Origin of the sequence: Variovorax jilinensis, assembly GCF_030316885.1 — a bacterium.
Taxonomy (GTDB): Bacteria; Pseudomonadota; Gammaproteobacteria; order Burkholderiales; family Burkholderiaceae_C; genus Variovorax; species Variovorax jilinensis.
On record NZ_JASZYQ010000002.1, the window covers coordinates 496,677 to 515,886 of the forward strand.

Here is a 19,210-nt window from a genome sequence, read left to right on the forward strand (position 1 = left end):
GCCGGCCTCAGCGGCCGATCGCGAAGACCGCCGGTGCGCGATCGTCGCCCTGCAGCGGCTTCGCGCGCCAGTTCCTGACCGTGTCGCTGCGCACCTGGCAGGAGGCCAGCGTGAGCCCGCGCGCGACCGCGAGCCGCGTGTGGTGCTGAAGCGTCTGGGTCAGCGACTGCAGCAGTGCCGCGTTGCGATAGGGCGTCTCGATGAAGAGCTGGGTCTGGCCGGTACGCAGGGCCAGCGCCTCGAGTTCGCGGATGCGCTGGACGCGGCCTTCGGCGTCCTGCGGCAGGTAGCCGACGAAGGCGAAGTTCTGGCCGTTGAGGCCGCTCGCAGCCAGCGCGAGCAGCAGCGAGACCGGCCCGGTCAGCGGCACGACCGTGAGCCCGAGCTCGTGTGCGGCGCGCGCCACCGACGATCCCGGGTCCGCCACCGCCGGCATGCCGGCTTCGCTGAGCAGGCCCACGTCGTAGCCTTCCAGCGCCGCCGAAAGCAGCGGTCTGGCATCGAACTGCCCTGCGTGATCGCCTTTCTTGTGCACTTCGCGCGGCAACTCCTGGATCTGTTGCGCCTGCAGCGGCGCCGCCAGCGGCACGACGGCGTCGATGCGCTTGAGGTAGGCGCGGGCCGACTTGGCGTTCTCGCAGATCCAGTGCGTGATGCCGGCTGCGGCCTCCAGCGTGCCGCGGGGCAGGGCCTGTTCGAGCGGTGCCTGCTCGTCGCAGCCGAAGTCGAGCGGCGCGGGAACCAGGTAGAGCTTGCCGGGAGCGGTCATAGGAGGTCGATCCCGGCTGCGCGCAGCATGCGTGCGGTGCGGATCAGCGGCAGGCCGACCAGCGCGGTCGGGTCGTCGCTGTCGATGGAATCGAGCAGCGCGATGCCCAGGCCTTCGCTCTTGGCGCTGCCTGCGCAGTCGTAGGGTTGTTCGGCACGCAGGTAGCGCTCGATCGCGGCGTCGTCGAGGTCCCGGAACACCACGCGCACCGGCGCCAGGTCGCGCTGTGAAAAGGCGCTGGCCTGGCAGACCACGGCGACCGCCGTCTGGAACACCAGCGTCTGGCCGCGCATGCGCTGGAGCTGCAGCGCCGCGCGCGCGTGGTCGCCGGGCTTGCCCAGCGGCTCGCCTGCGAGGTCGGCGACCTGGTCCGAGCCGATCACGATGGCCTCGGGGAAGCGGCGAGCGACCGCATTCGCCTTTTCGAGCGCGAGGCGCTCAGCCAGTGCGCGGGGCGTTTCGCCGGCGAGCGGGGTCTCGTCAACCTCGGGCGCATGGACTTCGAAGGGCAGGCGCAGGCGCGTGAGCAGCTCGCGGCGGTAGCGCGAGGTGGAGGCGAGGATCAGGTTGCGTTGCATGGCCATGATTGTGCGGGAGCGGTTTAGACTGCCGGGAATGTCCAAAGAATTTGCCCCCGGCCGGCTCGACGTGAACGGCTTTGCCGCCGCCGCGGCCACGCTGTCCGGCGATCCGCCGCTGTCGAGCTTTACTCGGCTGGTCACCGAGCTGGTCGATCCTTCCCCCGACGCCCGGGTCCATTGGCAGGCGGCCGGCGAGTCGCGCAGCGGCGCCGACGGCCAGCCGGCGCCCTGGCTGCACCTCGAAGCCCAGGCCGCGGTGCCGATGATCTGCCAACGCTGCCTGGCGCCTGTCGAGGTCGACCTCGACGTCGACCGCTGGTTCCGCTTCGCCGCCGACGAGGACACGGCCGCCCTGGAAGACGAGCAGTCCGACGAGGACGTCCTGGTCGCGAGCCGCGACTTCGACCTCCACGCCCTGATCGAGGACGAACTGCTCATGGAGCTTCCGGTCACCCCCATGCACGACGTCTGCCCGCAACCGGCCAGGCTGTCCGCCGTGGACGACGACTTCGACGGCCCCGACGCTGCGCGGCCCAATCCCTTCGCGGTCCTCGGCACCCTGCGTTCGGGCGGCGACGACAAGTCCGGGAAGTCCTGAACCGGGGCCCTGCTGGCCTTCGGGCCGGGCATGGGCTATAATCATGGGCTTCGCGCGCGCCGCTGCAGCCAAGGCAATCCTTTCGCCCCGCCCGCGCCCCGCCAACCCAACCCCATTCCAGGAGCCAGCATGGCCGTCCAGCAAAACAAGAAGTCGCCCTCGAAGCGCGGCATGCATCGTTCGCACAACGCACTCGATGTGCCCGGTATCGCGGTCGAACCGACCACGGGTGAAACGCATCTGCGTCACCACATCAGCCCGAACGGCTTCTACCGCGGCCGCAAGGTTCTCAAGACCAAGTCCGAAGCCTGATTTCGTTCCAAGGCCGAGGCCCGAGGCTACTTTCGCCGTAGCGTCGGGCCTTCGTTTTGATGGACTCGCCTTCAGCTTTCGTTTCCCCTCCGTCCGTGATCACGCTGGCCGTTGATTGCATGGGCGGCGACCATGGGCCGCGCGTCACGCTTGCGGCCTGTCGCTCATTTCTCGATCGCCACCCCGAATCCGCGCTGTTGCTCGTCGGCGCGCCGGCGGCGCTCGCCAGCTTCACCCATCCACGCGCGACCGTGATCGGCGCCAGCGAAGTGGTCGGGATGGACGACCCGATCGAGGTCGCGCTGCGCAGGAAAAAAGATTCGTCCATGCGGGTGGCGATCCAGCAGGTCAAGGACGGTGCCGCCCAAGCTGCGATATCGGCCGGCAACACGGGCGCATTGATGGCGATCGCTCGCTATCTGCTCAAGACGCTCGACGGTATCGATCGTCCGGCGATCGCACCGCAGCTGCCGAACAGCAAGGGTGGCGCCACCACCGTGCTCGACCTTGGCGCCAACGTCGATTGCGATGCCGAAGACCTGCTTCAGTTCGCCGTGCTGGGTTCGGCGCTGGTCTCTGCACTCACGGGCAACGAATCACCCAGCGTCGGCTTGCTCAATGTGGGCGAAGAGGCGATCAAGGGCAGCGAAACTATCAAGAAGGCAAGTCAACTGCTTCGAAAAGCGGCGAACTCGCAGGATCTGAACTTCTACGGCAACGTCGAGGGCAACGATATCTTCAAGGGAACCACCGACATCGTGGTGTGCGACGGTTTCGTCGGCAACGTCACCTTGAAGGCCAGCGAAGGCGTCGCCTCGATGATCGTGGATTTCCTTCGCATCGAATATTCGAACGGCATCTTCAGCAAATTTGCTGCCATCGTTTCCTATCCGGTTCTAAAAGCGCTCAAGAAGCGTCTTGACCATCGTCGCTACAACGGCGCCGCGCTGCTCGGCCTGCGCGGACTGGTCTTCAAGAGCCATGGCTCGGCCGACGAAGTGGCTTTCGGCCATGCCCTCGATCGCGCTTATGATGCCGCTCGCAACAACCTGCTCGACCGCGTGCGAGCCCGCATCGCCCACGCCGCGCCTCTGCTAGCGCGGCAAGACCCGGCGGCGCCGGCCGACTCAGCGGCGCTCCACGTCTGATGACCCCATATTCCCGCATCACCGGCACCGGCAGCTACCTGCCGCCGCGCCGCGTGACCAACGACGACCTCGCCCGCGACCTGGCCGAGAGAGGCATCGAAACCTCGAACCAGTGGATCATCGAGCGCACCGGCATCCATGCCCGGCACTTCGCTGCGCCCGAGGTCTCGAGCAGCGATCTCGCACTCGAGGCGTCGCAACATGCGCTCGAGGCCGCGGGCCGCAGCGCCGCCGACGTCGACCTCATCATCGTCGCGACCTCGACGCCCGACATGGTGTTTCCGTCGTCGGCCGCGATCCTGCAGAACAAGCTCGGCATTGCGGGCTGTGCCGCCTTCGACGTCCAGGCGGTCTGCAGTGGGTTCGTCTATGCGCTGACCGTCGCCGACGCGATGATCCGGACCGGCAGCGCAAAGTGCGCGCTGGTGGTCGGCGCCGAAGTGTTCTCGCGCATCCTCGACTTCAACGACCGCACCACCTGCGTGCTGTTCGGCGACGGCGCCGGCGCCGTGGTGCTCGAGGCCAGCGACGAGCCCGGCATTCTCGCGAGCGACCTGCATGCCGACGGCAAGCATGTCGGCATCCTTTGCGTGCCGGGCCACGTGTCGGGCGGCGAGGTGCTCGGCAAGCCGCTGCTGCACATGGACGGCCAGGCGGTCTTCAAGCTCGCCGTGCGTGTGCTCGAGGACGCCGCGCGCGCCACGCTCGCCAAGGCCGGCAAGACCGAGGCCGACATCGACTGGCTGATTCCGCACCAGGCCAACATCCGCATCATGGAAGGCACCGCGCGCAAGCTGAAGCTGGCGCGCGAGAAGCTGATCGTCACGGTCAACGAGCACGGCAACACCTCGGCTGCGTCGATTCCACTCGCGCTCGACGACGCGGTGCGCTCGGGCAAGGTGAAGAAGGGCGACCTGCTGATGCTCGAAGGGGTGGGCGGCGGCTTCACCTGGGGCGCGGTGCTGCTCAACTACTAGATAGAGAGCGTCGTGCCCGCAAGGGCAGCGGCGCCTCGGAGACACGCCATCATGAAAAAATTCGCTTTCGTCTTTCCGGGTCAGGGTTCGCAGGCCGTCGGCATGCTCGACGCCTGGGGCGATCACCCCGCGGTCGTGTCCACGCTGCGCGAGGCTTCCGATGCGCTCGACCTGGACGTTGCGCACCTGATCCACGAAGGCCCCAAGGAAGCGCTGGCGCTGACCACCAACACCCAGCCCGTGATGCTGGTGGCAGCGATCGCGGCCTGGCGCGCCTGGCTGGCCGAAGGTGGTGAGGCCCCCGCGGTGGTCGCCGGCCACTCGCTCGGCGAGTATTCGGCGCTGGTGGCGTCGGGCGTCCTGACGCTCGCCCAGGCGGCGCCGCTGGTGCGTTTTCGTGCCCAGGCCATGCAGGAAGCGGTGCCGGTGGGCGTGGGCGCGATGGCGGCCATCCTCGGCATGGAGGCTGCGAAGGTCCAGGCCGGCTGCGCAGAAGCCACCGCCAGCTTCGGACCCGGCAGCGCCGAGGTGGTGGAAGCCGTCAATTTCAACGACCCGATGCAGACCGTGATCGCGGGCAGCAAGGCGGCGGTCGACAAGGCCTGCGAGCTGCTCAAGGCCAACGGCGCCAAGCGCGCGCTGCTGCTGTCGGTTTCGGCGCCGTTCCACTCCAGTCTCATGAAGCCCGCCGCCGAGGCGCTGCGCGAACGGCTGGCGACGGTGAACTTCGCGGCACCGCGCATTCCGGTGCTCAACAACATCGATGTCCGGATCGAGACCGATGCCGACCGCATCCGCGACGCGCTGGTGCGCCAGGCCGCAGGCCCGGTGCGCTGGGTCGAGACCGTGCAGGCACTCGAGGCTCAGGGCGTCGAGGCGATCGTCGAATGCGGACCCGGCAAGGTGCTCGCGGGCATGGCCAAGCGCATCGCACCCACGCTCGCGGCCTCGTCGGTCTACGATCCGGCGACCCTCGCCGATACCCGGCAACTGCTCGGCGCCTGAGCGCGCCGCCCTCGAGGTCCCTTTCATGAGCATTCCCAAGTTCGAAGGCCAGGTCGCCCTGGTCACCGGCGCCACCCGCGGCATCGGCGCCGCCATCGCGCTCGAGCTGGCCCAGCGCGGGCTGACGGTCATCGGCACCGGCACCACGGAAGACGGCGCCGCGAAGATCACTGCCGCGCTGTCGGCCCATGGCGGCCGCGGCTGCGCCCTCGACGTCAACGACGGCGCCGCTGTCGAAGCGCTGGTCGAGGAGATCGTCAAGGTCTACGGCGCCCTGCACGTGCTGGTCAACAACGCGGGCATCACGCGCGACATGCTGGCCATGCGTCTCAAGGACGCCGACTGGGACGCGGTGCTCGACACCAACCTGAAGGCCGTCTTCCGCCTGTCGCGCGCAGTGATCCGCCCGATGATGAAGCAGCGCTACGGCCGCATCATCAGCATCACGAGCGTGGTCGGTGCCTCCGGCAACGCGGGCCAGGCCAACTACGCGGCCGCCAAGGCCGGCGTGGCCGGCATGACCCGCGCCTTGGCGCGCGAACTCGGCAGCCGCAGCATCACGGTCAACTGCGTGGCGCCCGGCTTCATCGAGACCGACATGACGGCCAGCCTGCCCGAGGCCCAGCAGCAGGCCCTGCTCGGCCAGATCCCGCTGGGCCACCTCGGCAAGCCGGCCGACATCGCGCATGCGGTCGCCTACCTGGCTTCACCGCAGGCGGCCTATGTCACGGGGCAGGAACTGCACGTGAACGGCGGCATGCACATGTAGCCCCGCGAGCGCAACACCTTTCATCCACGGTCGTGCGGCAAATGCCACAATGCGGCCGGCTAAAATCAACCGATTACCTACAACCCTCAGAGGGAACCAAATGAGCGATATCGAAGCACGTGTCAAGAAAATCATTGCCGAACAACTCGGCGTGGAAGAGTCCCAGGTCACCAACGAAAAGGCTTTCGTGGCCGACCTCGGCGCAGACTCGCTCGACACGGTCGAACTCGTGATGGCGCTCGAAGACGAATTCGGCATCGAGATCCCGGACGAAGACGCCGAGAAGATCACGACGGTCCAGAACGCCGTCGACTACGCCACCAAGAATCAAAAGGCCTGATACGGCCGCGCTGAGCGCCCGCCCTCCCGGTCCTCGGCTTCCATGCCGACGAGCACCGACCGGCGGCCTCGGCTCCCAGAAAGGTTTGCCGGCATGACCAAACGCCGCGTCGTCGTGACCGGACTCGGTTGCCTCGCTCCCGTCGGAAATTCCGTCACCGAATCCTGGGCCAACCTGTTGGCCGGGAAATCGGGCATCGAGACGATCACCAAGTTCGATGTGAGCGCCTTTTCCTGCAAGTTCGCAGGCGAGGTCAAGGGCTTCGACATCAAGGAATACATCCCCGAGAAGGAAGCGCGCCACATGGACCGCTTCATCCATCTCGGGCTCGCGGCCGCCATCCAGGCGGTGCGGGACAGCGGCTTGCCCACCGGCGACGACCTGTCCGAGGAAGAGGCCGTTCGCATCGGCTGCAACATCGGCTCCGGCATCGGCGGCCTGCCGCTGATCGAGGACACGCACGCCGAACTCGTGAATCGCGGCCCGCGCCGGGTGTCGCCGTTCTTCGTGCCGGCATCGATCATCAACATGATCTCGGGCCACGTCTCCATCAAGTATGGATTCAAGGGCCCGAACATCGCGATCGTCACGGCCTGCACCACGGGCCTGCATGCGATCGGCACCTCGGCACGCATGATCGAGTACGGCGACGCCGACGTGATGATCGCGGGCGGTGCCGAATCGACCGTGTCGCCGCTCGGCCTCGGCGGCTTCGCGGCCGCGCGCGCACTGTCGACCCGCAACGACGATCCCCACACCGCCTCCCGGCCGTGGGACAAGGACCGCGACGGCTTCGTGCTCGGCGAGGGCGCCGGTGTCGTGGTGCTCGAGGAATACGAGCGCGCCAAGGCCCGCGGCGCCAAGATCTACGCCGAAGTCTCCGGCTTCGGCATGTCCGGCGATGCCTTCCACATGACCGCACCCAACGTCGACGGCCCGCGCCGCTCGATGCAGATGGCGCTGGCCAATGCGGGCGTCAATGCCGACCAGGTGCAGTACGTCAACGCCCACGGCACCTCGACGCCGCTCGGCGACCTGAACGAGACCAACGCGATCAAGAACGCCTTCGGCGATCACGCGAAGAAGCTGGTCGTCAACTCGACCAAGTCGATGACCGGCCACCTTCTGGGCGGCGCCGGCGGCATCGAATCGGTGTTCACGGTGCTCGCGGTGCATCACCAGAAGAGCCCGCCGACCATCAACATCTTCAACCAGGATCCCGAGTGCGATCTGGACTACTGCGCCAACGAGGCGCGTGATCTCAAGATCGACGTCGCGGTCAAGAACAACTTCGGCTTCGGCGGCACCAACGGCACGCTGGTGTTCAAGCGCGTTTGAAGCGCCTCCTGCGATGCACAGCGCGCCGTCGGTGAACTACCCGGTGGGGCGTTCGCGCCGCGCCGAACGGCTCCTGATGGCGCTGTGGGCGCTGGGCGTCGCCAGCGTCACCGCCGCCTGCCTTGCCGATGCGGCTGCCCTCGACTGGCGGCAGGCCATGCTGGCCGCCAGCGCGGTAGTGGCCGGCGTTGCCGCCTGGACCGGCGTGCTTCGCAGCTCCGCGGCCGCCGAACTGGGCTTCGACGGCCATGCCTGGTCGATGTCGGGCGAAGCGAGCCGGCGCAATGCCGGCGTCTGCGTGGCGCTCGACCTGCAGTCGCTGATGCTCGTGCGCCTCGTGGGGCCGGGCCGGGCGGCACACTGGATCTGGCTCGACCGAGAGGCGCTTCCCGAGCGCTGGCTCGACCTGCGACGCGCGCTGTACGCGCGCCCCGGCGCTGCAGCCCCCGTGTCTGCGCCCGCGCCCGGTGCGCGTCACTCCTCGCCATGACAGCCTTGCCGCCTTCGCCGCCGCCGCCCGCGCCGCCGCCATCGGGTCCGCTCGATGGCGCCGAGGCGCCGCTCGCGCCGCGGCCCGGCGAGGTCGATTTCCAGCTGGTCCAGCGCACCGTCGCGGGCGACCAGAAGGCCTTCGAGCTGCTCGTCATCAAGTACCAGCGCCGGATCGAGCGCCTGATCGGCCGCATGGTGCGCGATGTCAACCTGGTCGAGGACATCGCCCAGGAGACCTTCATCCGCGCCTACCGCGCGCTGCACCAGTTCCGCGGCGAAGCCCAGTTCTACACCTGGCTCTACCGGATTGCGGTCAACACGGCCAAGAAGGCGCTGGTCGACATGAAGCGCGACCCCACGATCACCGAGAGCGCCCTGCGTTCGTCTTCCGACGACGAGGATGAAACTTACCGGCCCAGAAACGAACCAATCAGCGACGAGACCCCCGAATCCGTGCTTGCAGCCAATGAGATCGCCGCCGCCGTCGAGGCGGCGATGGAGGCTTTGCCGGCCGAATTGCGGCAGGCAGTGACCCTGCGCGAGATCGAGGGCATGAGCTACGAAGAGATTGCCGAGGTCATGAACTGTCCGATCGGCACGGTGCGGTCGCGGATTTTCCGTGCCCGCGAGGCGATTTCGACCCGGGTCAAGCCCATGCTGGACAGCCAGTCGGGCAAGCGTTGGTAAGCAGGTGAACCAGATGAAGCAAGAACATACAGTCCAGGAACAGCTCTCGGCCCTCGCCGACGGCCATTTGCGCGATGCGGAATTCGCCGAAGTGGTCGGCAGGCTCGGCGTCGATGCCGAACTGCGCGCCACCTGGCAGACCTACCACCTCGTGGGCGACGTGTTGCGTTCCGGTGGTCACGCGGTCTGCAGCGACACCTCGGCCTTCGTGGCGCGTTTCCAGAGCCGCCTGGCTGCCGAGCCCGTGCCGATGCCGGCTGCGATCCCGGTCGCGGTTTCCGCGCCGGAAGTCCGGCATGTGCCGCAGCGCGTCGAGGCCGCCAACGAACCGGTGTTCCGCTGGAAGCTCGTGGCCGGCGCCGCCTCGCTGGCCGCCGCCGCGGCCATCGGCTGGAACTGGGTCGGTGTCGCCGATTCGCGCGCAGCCGGCGCCCAGCTCGCGCAACAGCAGCAAACCGCACCGGCCGTGGTGGCCGCGGCCGATGCACCGAAGCCGGCCGCGCCCGCTCTGTCGGCCACGCGCGTGATCATCGGCAACGGCAATCCGCAGGTCATGCTGCGCGATCCGCGCCTCGACCAGCTGCTCGAGGCCCATCAGCAGGCCGGCGGCGCATCGCAGATGCCGTCGGGCTTCCTGCGCAACGCGACCTTCGACCGGCCGTCCCGCTGATCCGTTCGGGCAGCCGCAATGTCTTCCTCTTCTCCGATGCCGATCTCCGCGCGTGGCTTCCTGTTGCTGGCGGCCGCGATGTGCGTGGCGCCCATGGTCCTGGGCCAGACCCGCAGCGCTGCGCCGCAGCCCGCGGGCCCCGCGTCCGCAAGCGGCAATGAGACCATGGGGCTGGTGGAATGGCTGCAGCGCATGCATGCGGCAGCGCGCCAGCGCAGCTACGTGGGCACCTTCGTGGTGTCGGCGCCAGCGGGCAACCTGTCGAGCGCGCGCATCTGGCACGTGTGCGAAGGCGACCTGCAGATGGAGCGCATCGAGGCGCTCTCGGGTCCGCAGCGCTCGACCTTCCGGCGCAACGACCAGGTCGTGACCTTCCTGCCCGATTCGAAGGTCGTCAAGCACGAGACGCGCGAGAACCTCGAACTGTTTCCCAACCTGCTCGGCACGCCCGACTCCTCGATCGCCAATTCGTACGGGCTGCGCGTGATCGGCAAGGACCGCGTCGCGGGCTTCGATGCCGACGTGGTGCAGATCGAGCCGCACGATGCGCTTCGCTTCGGCTACCGGGCCTGGAGCGAGCGCCGCTCGGGACTGGTCATCAAGCTGCAGACCATCGATCGCGACAACAAGGTGATCGAGCAGTCGGCGTTTTCCGAGCTGCAACTCGACGCGCCCGTGAAGATGCATGCGCTCAAGCAGATGATGGGCAGCACCGCGGGCTACCGGGTCGAGAAGTCCGAGCTCGAGCGCACGACGGCGCAGCGCGAGGGCTGGCAGCTCAAGAAACCCGTGCCGGGCTTCCGCCCCGTGAGCTCGTTCCGCCGCCCGTCGGGCGTGGAAGGGCAGGGCCATACGATGCAGTGGACCTTCTCGGACGGCCTCGCGACGGTCTCGCTCTTCATCGAATCCTACGATGCGCAGCGCAAGCCCGAAGAAGTGCTGATGGCACTGGGCGCCACCCACACGCTGACCCGGCGTCTCACGGACAAGGACGGCGACTGGTGGCTGACCGCGGTCGGCGAGGTTCCCCCGCAGACCCTCGATGCCTTCGCGCAGAACCTGGTCCGTTCGCGCTAGTCGTTTTTGTCGCCACCGTCTCTCCAACGAAAGAAACCGATGATGCTCAAGATCAAGGGGAACACCGTTCGCTCGTCCCTGATGGCCTGCGCGATGGCGCTGGGCTCGACCGCGGCGATGCTGCCCGTCACGCCGGTGCATGCCCAGGCCCGCGTTCTGCCCGACTTCACCGACCTGGTCGACCAGGTCGGGCCGGCGGTGGTCAACATCCGCACCATCGAGAAGACGGCGCAGGCCGGCGGCGCCGCCGGGGAGCCCGACGAGGAGATGCAGGAATTCTTCCGCCGCTTCTTCGGCCAGCCGATGCCCGGCGCGCCGCGCCAGGGCCCGCGCGCCGCTCCGAACCGTCCACAGGCGCCCGACGAGGAGCGTCCGCGCGGCGTCGGCTCGGGCTTCATCCTTTCGCCCGACGGCTACGTCATGACCAATGCGCATGTGGTGGATGGCGCGTCCGAAGTGCTCGTGACGCTGCCCGACAAGCGCGAGTTCAAGGCCCGCATCGTCGGCGCCGACAAGCGCACCGACGTGGCGGTCGTGAAGATCGACGCCACGGGCCTGCCCTCGGTCAAGGTCGGTGACATCGGCAAGCTGCGCGTCGGCGAATGGGTGATGGCGATCGGCTCGCCGTTCGGGCTCGAGAACACGGTCACGGCCGGCATCGTGAGCGCCAAGCAGCGCGACACCGGCGACTACCTGCCCTTCATCCAGACCGACGTGGCGATCAATCCCGGCAATTCGGGCGGCCCGCTGATCAACATGCGCGGCGAGGTGGTGGGCATCAACAGCCAGATCTATTCGCGCTCGGGCGGCTTCATGGGCATCTCGTTCTCGATCCCGATCGACGAGGCGATCCGCGTCAGCGACCAGCTGCGCACCTCGGGCCGCGTCTCGCGCGGGCGCATCGGCGTGCAGATCGACCAGGTCACGAAGGACGTGGCCGAATCCATCGGACTCGGCAAGGCGCAGGGCGCCCTGGTGCGCGGTGTCGAATCGGGCTCGCCGGGCGACAAGGCCGGCATCGAGCCGGGCGACATCATCACCAAGTTCGACGGCAAGGCGATCGACAAGCCGAGCGACCTGCCGCGGCTGGTTGGCAACACCAAGCCCGGGACCAAGAGTTCGGTCACCGTCTTCCGCCGCGGCAGCACGCGCGACATCAACGTGATCATCGCGGAGATCGAGCCCGACAAGCCCACCAAGGTGGCGGAACGCGACGAACCCGCGGCCAAGCCGTCGGGCTCGGCGGCCGCGAAGTCGATGGGCCTCACGCTCAGCGATCTCACCGACGCGCAGAAGAAGGAGCTCAAGCTCAAGGGCGGCGTGCGGGTCGACACCGCCACCGACGCGGCGGCGCGTGCCGGCCTGCGCGAGGGCGACGTGGTGCTGGGCGTCAGCAATGTCGAGGTCTCGAACCTCAAGGAATTCGAGGCTGCGCTGGCCAAGGCCGACAAGTCCAAGTCGATCAGCCTGCTGTTCCGCCGTGGCGACTGGGCGCAATACGCGCTGCTGCGGCCGGCGCGCTGAAGTCGGCCGGCGCGTCAAGTGGCCCCACCCCGCAGTCGGGTTTGGGGCCCATTTTTCGTCCTTGTCGCGTCCGGGCCGCATCGCCCAGGAATTTTTTTTGGGGCGCCGGAAGCGGCTTTTTGGTTGGCATTCACTAACTTAAGGCGAGTCTAAGGACGAATTTCGGTAGAATAGAGGGCCTCCCGAGCCCAATCGATGCATAAGCGCTGACGCCGGCTTCACCATGCGAGATTCAAGTTGTTCGTCCACCGACGCTCCACAGTTCGCCCACAAGTTGTTAAGCGATTGCTCCACCGACCCTGTTGATAAGTTGTTTATAAGTAGCATGTTGCTGACCTGCAACGACCCCTCCCGGGCCTTGGCCCGGCTGTACGCGCCCCCCTTTTTGCCTACAATGAAGTTCCAACTACTGCAGTTGCCATTGCTTGTTGGTTCAGGGCGCGTCTCTAGAGGACGCGCCCTTTTTTCTTGCCTGTCGCGTTCTGCGTCCGAGCCAATTCAAGTACTTAAGCGTTCCCGTTGATGAATCACATCAGAAATTTTTCGATCATTGCGCACATCGATCACGGCAAGTCGACACTCGCCGATCGCTTGATCCAGCGCTGCGGCGGACTCGCGGAACGCGAGATGGAAGCACAGGTTCTCGACTCGATGGACATCGAGAAAGAGCGTGGGATAACCATCAAGGCGCAGACCGCCGCGCTGCACTACAAGGCCCTCGACGGCAAGGTCTACAACCTCAATCTGATCGACACGCCGGGCCATGTCGACTTCTCCTATGAAGTGAGTCGCTCGTTGTCGGCGTGCGAAGGCGCGCTGCTGGTCGTCGATGCATCGCAAGGCGTCGAAGCGCAGACGGTGGCCAACTGCTACACCGCGCTGGACCTCGGCGTCGAGGTGGTGCCGGTGCTCAACAAGATGGACCTGCCGAACGCAGACCCCGACAACGCGCGCTCGGAAATCGAAGACGTGATCGGCATCGACGCCACCGATGCGATCCCGTGCTCCGCGAAGACCGGCATGGGCATCGACGAGATCCTCGAGGCCGTCGTGAAGAAGATGCCGGCGCCGCGCGGCAATCCCGACGGCCCGCTGCGCGCGATGATCATCGACAGCTGGTTCGACCCCTACGTCGGCGTCGTGATGCTGGTGCGCGTGGTCGACGGCCGGCTGGCGAAGGGCGAGCGCATCAAGATGATGGCCTCGGGCGCCACCTACAACGCCGACAACATCGGCGTCTTCACGCCGGCCAACGAGCCGCGCGCCTCGCTCGAGGCCGGCGAGGTCGGCTACATCATCGCCGGCATCAAGGAACTGCAGGCTGCCAAGGTCGGCGACACCGTGACGCTGATCCGGCCCGGCACCGGCGGTGCGGCGGCCACGGCCACCGAGGCGCTGCCCGGCTTCAAGGAGATCCAGCCGCAGGTGTTCGCGGGCCTCTACCCGACCGAGGCCAGCGAATACGACTCGCTGCGCGACGCGCTCGAGAAGCTCAAGCTCAACGATTCCTCGCTGCGCTACGAGCCCGAGGTGAGCCAGGCGCTGGGCTTCGGCTTTCGCTGCGGCTTCCTGGGCCTGCTGCACATGGAGATCGTGCAGGAGCGCCTCGAGCGCGAGTTCGACCAGGACCTGATCACGACCGCGCCGAGCGTGGTCTACCAGGTCATGAAGAACGACGGCGAGGTGATCATGGTCGAGAACCCGTCGAAGATGCCCGATGTCGGCAAGATGGCCGAGATCCGCGAGCCCATCGTCACGGTCCATCTCTACATGCCCCAGGAGTACGTGGGCTCGGTCATGACGCTAGCCAACCAGAAGCGCGGCGTTCAGATGAACATGGCCTACCACGGCCGCCAGGTCATGCTGACCTACGAGATGCCGCTGGGCGAGATCGTGCTCGACTTCTTCGACAAGCTCAAATCGGTGAGCCGCGGCTACGCGTCGATGGACTACGAGTTCAAGGAGTACCGGGCCTCCGACGTGGTGAAGGTCGACATCCTGCTCAACGGCGAGAAGGTCGATGCGCTGTCCATCATCGTGCACCGCACCCAGTCGCAGTACCGTGGCCGGGCCGTGGTGTCCAAGATGCGCGAGATCATTTCGCGCCAGATGTTCGACGTCGCGATCCAGGCCGCGATCGGGGTCAACATCATCGCGCGTGAGACAATCAAGGCGCTGCGCAAGAACGTGCTCGCCAAGTGCTACGGCGGCGACATCACCCGCAAGAAGAAGCTTCTCGAGAAGCAGAAGGCGGGCAAGAAAAGAATGAAGCAGATCGGCTCGGTCGAGGTCCCGCAAGAGGCCTTCCTCGCCATCCTGCAAGTCGAAGACTAAGAAGCCCGAAGCGGCCCCCCAGATGGCATTCCTCACCTCCCTGATCCTCGCGGCCTTCGCCGGCTACATCGGTGCCTGGTACTTCGGCGCGGTCGAAGGCAACTTCGCGCTGCTCCTGTTCCTCGCTACCGTCGTCACTGGCGTGTACTGGCTGGCCGAGCGCTTCTATTTCCTGCCGCGGCGCCGGCGCGCGGCCGATGCGCTCGACGCATCCCTCGTGCAACGGCGCGAGGAACTCGCGCGCCAGGGCATCACACAGGTCGACACGGTCGACGCCAAGGCGCGCGAGCGCCTGATCATGCAGCCGTGGTGGCTCGACTGGACCGCCGGGCTGTTCCCCGTGATCCTGGCCGTGTTCCTGCTGCGCTCCTTCCTGTTCGAGCCGTTCAAGATCCCCTCCGGCTCGATGATGCCGACGCTGCTCACGGGCGACCTGATCCTCGTGAACAAGTTCGTCTACGGCCTGCGGCTGCCGGTGATCAACACGAAGATCACCGAGGGCAAGGCGCCCGAGCGCGGCGACGTCATGGTGTTCCGCTACCCGCCCAAGCCCAGCATGGACTACATCAAGCGGGTGGTCGGCGTGCCCGGCGACGAGGTCGCCTACCTGAACAAGAAGCTCACGATCAACGGCCAGCCGGTCAGCAAGACCGCGATTCCCGACTACTTCGACGAGGAGACGATGCGCTACCTCAAGCAGTACCAGGAAGACCTCGGCGGCAAGAGCCACAAGCTGCTCAACGACGAAACGCGCCGGGCCGGACTCTCGGAAGCCGAGATCATGCAGTTCCCGAATCAGGAAAATTGTCGTTACAGTGTCGAGGGCGTGGTGTGCAAGGTGCCCGCCGGTCACTATTTCGTGATGGGCGACAACCGCGACAACTCGCTCGATTCGCGCTATTGGGGCTTCGTTCCGGACCAGAACATCGTCGGCAAGGCGTTCCTGGTCTGGATGAACTTCGGCAATCTCAAGCGCATCGGCACATTCGAATAGAGCATCGTCATTGAGGGGAAGAGGGCATGAAGGTTAGTCAGACCAGAAGACAACAGCGCGGCATCTCGTTCATCGGCCTGCTGTTCGTGGCCGTCGTGCTGGCCTGCGTCGGCGTGGTGGTGGCGCAGGTCATTCCGACGCTGATCGAATACCAGGCGATCACCAAGGCCGCCAACAAGGCAGCCGAAGGCTCGACGGTGCCCGAAGTGCGCGCCATCTTCGATCGCGCACAGGCCATCGACGACTTCCATTCGGTCAGCGGCAAGGACCTGGACGTGCGCAAGGAGGGCGACAAGGTGGTCGTCTCCTTCGCCTACGAGCGCGAGATTCCCCTCTTCGGCCCGGCCTACCTGACGCTGAAGTACAAGGGCCAGTCCCGTTGACGACCTGCTCGTGACCGACGGCGGACTCGTCGCGCTCCAGGGGCGCCTTCAGCACCCGTTTGCCGACCCGCGGCTGTTGCAGCTCGCGCTGACCCACCGAAGCTTTTCCGCCGACCACAACGAGCGGCTCGAATTCCTCGGCGATTCGGTGCTGAACCTGGCGGTCTCGCACCTGCTCTACGAGCGCCTGGCCACGCTGCCCGAAGGCGATCTGTCGCGCGTGCGGGCCAACTTGGTCAAGCAGGACACGCTGCACCAGCTCGCGCTCAAGCTTTCCCTTTCCCCGCTGCTGCGGCTCGGCGAGGGCGAATCGCGTTCCGGGGGCCAGAACCGGCCGTCGATCCTGGCCGACGCGCTCGAGGCGGTGATCGGCGCCGTCTATCTCGACGCCGGCTATGCGGCAGCGCAGGCGCTGGTGCGCCGGCTCTACGAGGCGGTGGAGATCAGCCCCCGCATGGAGGCGGCCTCGAAGGACCCGAAGACCGAATTGCAGGAATGGCTGCAGGGTCACAAAATGAAGCTGCCCGCCTACCGCGTCGTCGGAACGCTGGGGGCGGCGCACAAGCAGACTTTCGATGTCGAATGCGAGGTGCCCGATCTGGACCTGCGCGAACGCGGCATCGGCGGCTCGCGCCGCGCCGGTGAGCAGGCCGCCGCGGCGGCCATGTTGATCCGGCTCAAGGCGCGAGGCGCAAAGGCAACCCCATGAACGAAGCGAACGAATCCATCCTCCCCGCCGACGACGAGGGCGCCGACGAGGTTGCCGGGACCGACGCGCCGCATCGCTGCGGCCTGGTGGCGATCGTCGGCAAGCCCAACGTGGGCAAGTCGACGCTGCTCAACGCCCTGGTGGGGCAGAAGATCAGCATCACCTCGCGCAAGGCCCAGACCACGCGCCACCGCATCACGGGCATGCGCACCCTGGGCCCGACCCAGTTCGTGTTCGTCGACACGCCGGGCTTCCAGACGCTGCATGCCAATGCGCTCAACAAGTCGCTCAACAAGACCGTGCAAGGCGCGGTCGGCGACGTCGACCTGATCCTGTTCGTGGTCGAGGCCGGCAGCTTCACGCCGGCCGACGAGCGCGTGCTCAAGCTGCTCGGCAAGGGCATCCCGACCGTGCTGCTGGCCAACAAGCTCGACAACGTGCACCGCCGTGGCGACATCGCGCCCTGGCTGCAGACGATGCAGGCAAAGCACAGCTTCGCCGAGTTCGTGCCGATGTCGGCCAAGAACCCGAAGGACGTCGAACGCCTGTTCGGCATCTGCGAGAAGTACCTGCCCGAGCAGGACTGGTTCTACGCCGAGGACGAGCTCACCGACCGCAGCGAGAAGTTCCTGGCCGGCGAACTGGTGCGCGAGAAGCTCTTCCGCCTGACCGGCGACGAGCTGCCCTACACCTCGACCGTCATCATCGACAAGTTCGAGGAAGAGCCGCCGCAGAAGAAGGGCCAGAAGCGCCTTTTGCGCATCGCCGCGACGATCGTGGTCGAGCGCGACGGCCACAAGGCGATGGTGATCGGCGACAAGGGCGAGCGCATCAAGCGCATCGGCATGGAGACGCGGGTCGAGCTCGAGAAGCTGGCCGATGCCAAGGTCTTCCTCGAGCTCTGGGTCAAGGTGCGCTCGGGCTGGGCCGACGACGAGGCCCGCGTGCGTTCCTTCGGCTATGAATAGGCTCGTGCGCGAGCGCTGAATGGCCACGCGCCGAACCTCGCACGAACCGGCCTATGTGCTCCATCGCTACGACTGGAGCGAGTCGAGCCTGATCCTCGAGACCTTCACTCGCCACCTGGGCCGCATTGCGCTGGTGGCCAAGGGGGCCAAGCGGCCGAGCTCCAACTTCCGTCCGGTGCTGCTGCCGCTGCAGCCGCTGCAGGTGAGCTTCAGCGGCGAAGCCGAGATCCGCACGCTCAAGGGCGCCGAGTGGATGGGCGGCCACGTGATGCCGACCGGCGAGGCGCTGCTGTCGGGCTACTACGTCAACGAGCTGCTGCTGCGGCTGCTCGCGCGCGACGATCCGCACGAGGCGCTGTTCGATGCCTACGCAGCCGTGGTGCAGGTGCTCGCGGGAGACCACGCCGGCGCCCAGGCCGCCACCCAGTCGGCCGCGCTGCGGACCTTCGAGCTGCTGCTGCTGCGCGAGGTCGGCCTGCTGCCCGCGCTCGATGCCGAGACGCTGACGCTCGCGCCGCTCTTGCCCACAGGCCGCTACACGCTGGTCGCCGAGGCCGGCCTGCGCCAGGCGGCCGACGAAGAGACGGCGCTTGCCGGTGCCGACTGGCGCGCGCTGCAGGCGGCGCTGGACGACCGGGCGCCGTTCGCGGCCACGCTGCGGGTCTGCGCGGGCCGCGACGGTGCCCTGCGCAACCAGTTGCGGGCGCTGCTCAACTACCATTGCGGCGTTGCAACCCTGCGCACGCGGCAGATGATGCGGGACCTCCAAGCGCTATGAGCACTTCCTATTTCACGGCCCTCTCGGTCAACCTCAACAAGGTCGCACTGGTGCGCAACACGCGCCCCCTCGGCATTCCCAGCGTGCTGTTCGCGGCCGCGCTGTGCCTGGATGCGGGCGCCCACGGCATCACGGTCCATCCGCGGCCCGACGAGCGCCACATCCGGCCGCAGGACGTGCGCGACCTGTCGCTGCTGCTGCACCGCGACTGGCCGGCCGCCGAGTTCAACATCGAGGGCAACCCCTTCCACAACCTGATGGACTTCGTGCGCGAGCTGCGCCCGCACCAGGCCACCTTCGTGCCCGACACCGAGACCCAGTCGACCAGCGACCACGGCTGGAGCTTTCCCGAGGATGCCGAGCGCCTGCGGCCGCTGATCGCGGAAGCCCATGCGCTCGGCGTGCGCGTGAGCCTGTTCATGGACCCCGATCCCGAGATGATGGCGGCGGCCAAGGCAGTCGGCGCCGACCGCGTGGAGCTCTACACCGAGGGCTACGCGGCCTCGCGCGACACCTCGCGCGCCCAGCAGGTGCTGGCGCTCTACGTCGAGGCGGCGCGTGCGGCGCAGGAAGCCGGCCTCGAGGTCAACGCCGGGCACGACCTGAGCCGCGAGAATCTCGGCGATTTCCTGCGCGCCGTGCCCGGCGTGCGCGAGGTCTCCATCGGCCATGCCTTCGTCTCGGACGCGCTCGAGCTGGGCTACGCGGCCGCCACGCGCGACTACCTGCAGCGCATCGAAGAAGCGCGTTGAAGACG

General features: G+C 67.2%; 22 protein-coding genes. 20 read left to right on the forward strand and 2 right to left on the reverse strand.

All coding sequences use genetic code 11. From position 1 onward, the window contains the following. Window positions 1-7 precede the first annotated feature (7 nt). Complete coding sequence (locus tag QTH87_RS09370; protein ID WP_286608641.1) at window positions 8-769, reverse strand: SAM-dependent methyltransferase; 762 nt, start codon at window positions 767-769, stop codon at window positions 8-10. Next, window positions 766-1,347, reverse strand: coding sequence for a Maf family protein (locus QTH87_RS09375; RefSeq protein ID WP_286608642.1), 582 nt, complete (start codon window positions 1,345-1,347; stop codon window positions 766-768). The genes QTH87_RS09370 and QTH87_RS09375 overlap by 4 nt, the downstream gene beginning before the upstream one ends. A gap of 37 nt (window positions 1,348-1,384) precedes the next feature. Here QTH87_RS09375 and QTH87_RS09380 point away from each other — a divergent pair, with 37 nt between their 5' ends. The 20 genes from QTH87_RS09380 (at window position 1,385) to QTH87_RS09475 (ending at window position 19,205) form a co-directional block, all read left to right on the forward strand. After that, window positions 1,385-1,948 carry a YceD family protein gene (locus tag QTH87_RS09380; protein ID WP_286608643.1) on the forward strand — a complete coding sequence of 188 codons (564 nt, stop codon included), beginning with the start codon at window positions 1,385-1,387 and terminating at the stop codon, window positions 1,946-1,948. Between the two features lie 129 nt (window positions 1,949-2,077). After that, window positions 2,078-2,260, forward strand: a complete 183-nt coding sequence (rpmF, locus tag QTH87_RS09385; protein WP_213959550.1) for a 50S ribosomal protein L32 — start codon at window positions 2,078-2,080, stop codon at window positions 2,258-2,260. 95 nt (window positions 2,261-2,355) lie between these two features. Next, window positions 2,356-3,408, forward strand: coding sequence for a phosphate acyltransferase PlsX (gene plsX, locus QTH87_RS09390; RefSeq protein WP_286608644.1), 1,053 nt, complete (start codon window positions 2,356-2,358; stop codon window positions 3,406-3,408). After that, the gene (locus QTH87_RS09395; RefSeq protein ID WP_286608645.1) at window positions 3,408-4,385 is read left to right on the forward strand and encodes a beta-ketoacyl-ACP synthase III; all 978 of its coding nucleotides are present in this window, start codon (window positions 3,408-3,410) and stop codon (window positions 4,383-4,385) included. Before plsX ends, QTH87_RS09395 begins: the two co-directional genes overlap by 1 nt. 51 nt (window positions 4,386-4,436) lie before the next feature. Beyond that, the gene (gene fabD, locus QTH87_RS09400) at window positions 4,437-5,390 is read left to right on the forward strand and encodes an ACP S-malonyltransferase (RefSeq protein WP_286608646.1); all 954 of its coding nucleotides are present in this window, start codon (window positions 4,437-4,439) and stop codon (window positions 5,388-5,390) included. Between the two features lie 25 nt (window positions 5,391-5,415). Further along, entirely contained in the window at window positions 5,416-6,159 is a 744-nt protein-coding gene (gene fabG / locus QTH87_RS09405) for a 3-oxoacyl-ACP reductase FabG (protein ID WP_286608647.1), read from the forward strand. A gap of 100 nt (window positions 6,160-6,259) precedes the next feature. Beyond that, window positions 6,260-6,499 carry an acyl carrier protein gene (gene acpP / locus QTH87_RS09410; RefSeq protein WP_007830471.1) on the forward strand — a complete coding sequence of 80 codons (240 nt, stop codon included), beginning with the start codon at window positions 6,260-6,262 and terminating at the stop codon, window positions 6,497-6,499. Between the two features lie 93 nt (window positions 6,500-6,592). Beyond that, the gene (fabF, locus tag QTH87_RS09415; RefSeq protein WP_286608648.1) at window positions 6,593-7,837 is read left to right on the forward strand and encodes a beta-ketoacyl-ACP synthase II; all 1,245 of its coding nucleotides are present in this window, start codon (window positions 6,593-6,595) and stop codon (window positions 7,835-7,837) included. Between the two features lie 13 nt (window positions 7,838-7,850). Continuing rightward, window positions 7,851-8,327 (forward strand): hypothetical protein, encoded by a 477-nt coding sequence (locus tag QTH87_RS09420; protein ID WP_286608649.1) that lies wholly within the window; start codon window positions 7,851-7,853, stop codon window positions 8,325-8,327. Between the two features lie 5 nt (window positions 8,328-8,332). Beyond that, entirely contained in the window at window positions 8,333-9,016 is a 684-nt protein-coding gene (gene rpoE / locus QTH87_RS09425) for an RNA polymerase sigma factor RpoE (protein ID WP_444812762.1), read from the forward strand. A 13-nt stretch (window positions 9,017-9,029) separates the two neighbouring features. After that, window positions 9,030-9,686, forward strand: a complete 657-nt coding sequence (locus tag QTH87_RS09430) for a sigma-E factor negative regulatory protein (RefSeq protein WP_286608651.1) — start codon at window positions 9,030-9,032, stop codon at window positions 9,684-9,686. Window positions 9,687-9,704: 18 nt separating this feature from the next. Next, complete coding sequence (locus QTH87_RS09435; protein WP_286608652.1) at window positions 9,705-10,763, forward strand: MucB/RseB C-terminal domain-containing protein; 1,059 nt, start codon at window positions 9,705-9,707, stop codon at window positions 10,761-10,763. Between the two features lie 39 nt (window positions 10,764-10,802). Next, window positions 10,803-12,287, forward strand: coding sequence for a DegQ family serine endoprotease (locus QTH87_RS09440; protein ID WP_286608653.1), 1,485 nt, complete (start codon window positions 10,803-10,805; stop codon window positions 12,285-12,287). A 522-nt stretch (window positions 12,288-12,809) separates the two neighbouring features. Beyond that, entirely contained in the window at window positions 12,810-14,621 is a 1,812-nt protein-coding gene (gene lepA, locus QTH87_RS09445) for a translation elongation factor 4 (RefSeq protein WP_286608654.1), read from the forward strand. A 22-nt stretch (window positions 14,622-14,643) separates the two neighbouring features. Next, entirely contained in the window at window positions 14,644-15,615 is a 972-nt protein-coding gene (gene lepB / locus QTH87_RS09450; protein ID WP_286608655.1) for a signal peptidase I, read from the forward strand. 26 nt (window positions 15,616-15,641) lie between these two features. After that, window positions 15,642-15,998, forward strand: a complete 357-nt coding sequence (locus tag QTH87_RS09455) for a DUF4845 domain-containing protein (protein ID WP_286608656.1) — start codon at window positions 15,642-15,644, stop codon at window positions 15,996-15,998. Between the two features lie 10 nt (window positions 15,999-16,008). Next, window positions 16,009-16,707 carry a ribonuclease III gene (rnc, locus tag QTH87_RS09460; protein WP_286608657.1) on the forward strand — a complete coding sequence of 233 codons (699 nt, stop codon included), beginning with the start codon at window positions 16,009-16,011 and terminating at the stop codon, window positions 16,705-16,707. Further along, window positions 16,704-17,675: a GTPase Era gene (gene era / locus QTH87_RS09465; protein ID WP_286608658.1), complete on the forward strand. Its 972-nt coding sequence runs from the start codon at window positions 16,704-16,706 to the stop codon at window positions 17,673-17,675. Before rnc ends, era begins: the two co-directional genes overlap by 4 nt. A 19-nt stretch (window positions 17,676-17,694) precedes the next feature. After that, a complete protein-coding gene (gene recO / locus QTH87_RS09470; protein WP_286608659.1) occupies window positions 17,695-18,453 on the forward strand; it encodes a DNA repair protein RecO in 759 nt (252 codons plus the stop codon). Further along, complete coding sequence (locus QTH87_RS09475; protein WP_286608660.1) at window positions 18,450-19,205, forward strand: pyridoxine 5'-phosphate synthase; 756 nt, start codon at window positions 18,450-18,452, stop codon at window positions 19,203-19,205. Before recO ends, QTH87_RS09475 begins: the two co-directional genes overlap by 4 nt. Window positions 19,206-19,210 lie beyond the last annotated feature (5 nt).

Excerpts from the sequence above, each read along its gene's own strand:
- QTH87_RS09370 (WP_286608641.1), bottom strand. The coding sequence starts at position 769 with ATGACCGCTCCCGGCAAGCTCTACCTGGTTCCCGCGCCGCTCGACTTC.
- QTH87_RS09375 (WP_286608642.1), bottom strand. The coding sequence starts at position 1,347 with ATGCAACGCAACCTGATCCTCGCCTCCACCTCGCGCTACCGCCGCGAG.
- QTH87_RS09380 (WP_286608643.1), top strand. The coding sequence starts at position 1,385 with ATGTCCAAAGAATTTGCCCCCGGCCGGCTCGACGTGAACGGCTTTGCC.
- rpmF (WP_213959550.1), top strand. The coding sequence starts at position 2,078 with ATGGCCGTCCAGCAAAACAAGAAGTCGCCCTCGAAGCGCGGCATGCAT.
- QTH87_RS09395 (WP_286608645.1), top strand. The coding sequence starts at position 3,408 with ATGACCCCATATTCCCGCATCACCGGCACCGGCAGCTACCTGCCGCCG.
- fabD (WP_286608646.1), top strand. The coding sequence starts at position 4,437 with ATGAAAAAATTCGCTTTCGTCTTTCCGGGTCAGGGTTCGCAGGCCGTC.
- fabG (WP_286608647.1), top strand. The coding sequence starts at position 5,416 with ATGAGCATTCCCAAGTTCGAAGGCCAGGTCGCCCTGGTCACCGGCGCC.
- acpP (WP_007830471.1), top strand. The coding sequence starts at position 6,260 with ATGAGCGATATCGAAGCACGTGTCAAGAAAATCATTGCCGAACAACTC.
- fabF (WP_286608648.1), top strand. The coding sequence starts at position 6,593 with ATGACCAAACGCCGCGTCGTCGTGACCGGACTCGGTTGCCTCGCTCCC.
- QTH87_RS09420 (WP_286608649.1), top strand. The coding sequence starts at position 7,851 with ATGCACAGCGCGCCGTCGGTGAACTACCCGGTGGGGCGTTCGCGCCGC.
- QTH87_RS09430 (WP_286608651.1), top strand. The coding sequence starts at position 9,030 with ATGAAGCAAGAACATACAGTCCAGGAACAGCTCTCGGCCCTCGCCGAC.
- QTH87_RS09435 (WP_286608652.1), top strand. The coding sequence starts at position 9,705 with ATGTCTTCCTCTTCTCCGATGCCGATCTCCGCGCGTGGCTTCCTGTTG.
- QTH87_RS09440 (WP_286608653.1), top strand. The coding sequence starts at position 10,803 with ATGATGCTCAAGATCAAGGGGAACACCGTTCGCTCGTCCCTGATGGCC.
- lepA (WP_286608654.1), top strand. The coding sequence starts at position 12,810 with ATGAATCACATCAGAAATTTTTCGATCATTGCGCACATCGATCACGGC.
- lepB (WP_286608655.1), top strand. The coding sequence starts at position 14,644 with ATGGCATTCCTCACCTCCCTGATCCTCGCGGCCTTCGCCGGCTACATC.
- QTH87_RS09455 (WP_286608656.1), top strand. The coding sequence starts at position 15,642 with ATGAAGGTTAGTCAGACCAGAAGACAACAGCGCGGCATCTCGTTCATC.
- era (WP_286608658.1), top strand. The coding sequence starts at position 16,704 with ATGAACGAAGCGAACGAATCCATCCTCCCCGCCGACGACGAGGGCGCC.
- recO (WP_286608659.1), top strand. The coding sequence starts at position 17,695 with ATGGCCACGCGCCGAACCTCGCACGAACCGGCCTATGTGCTCCATCGC.
- QTH87_RS09475 (WP_286608660.1), top strand. The coding sequence starts at position 18,450 with ATGAGCACTTCCTATTTCACGGCCCTCTCGGTCAACCTCAACAAGGTC.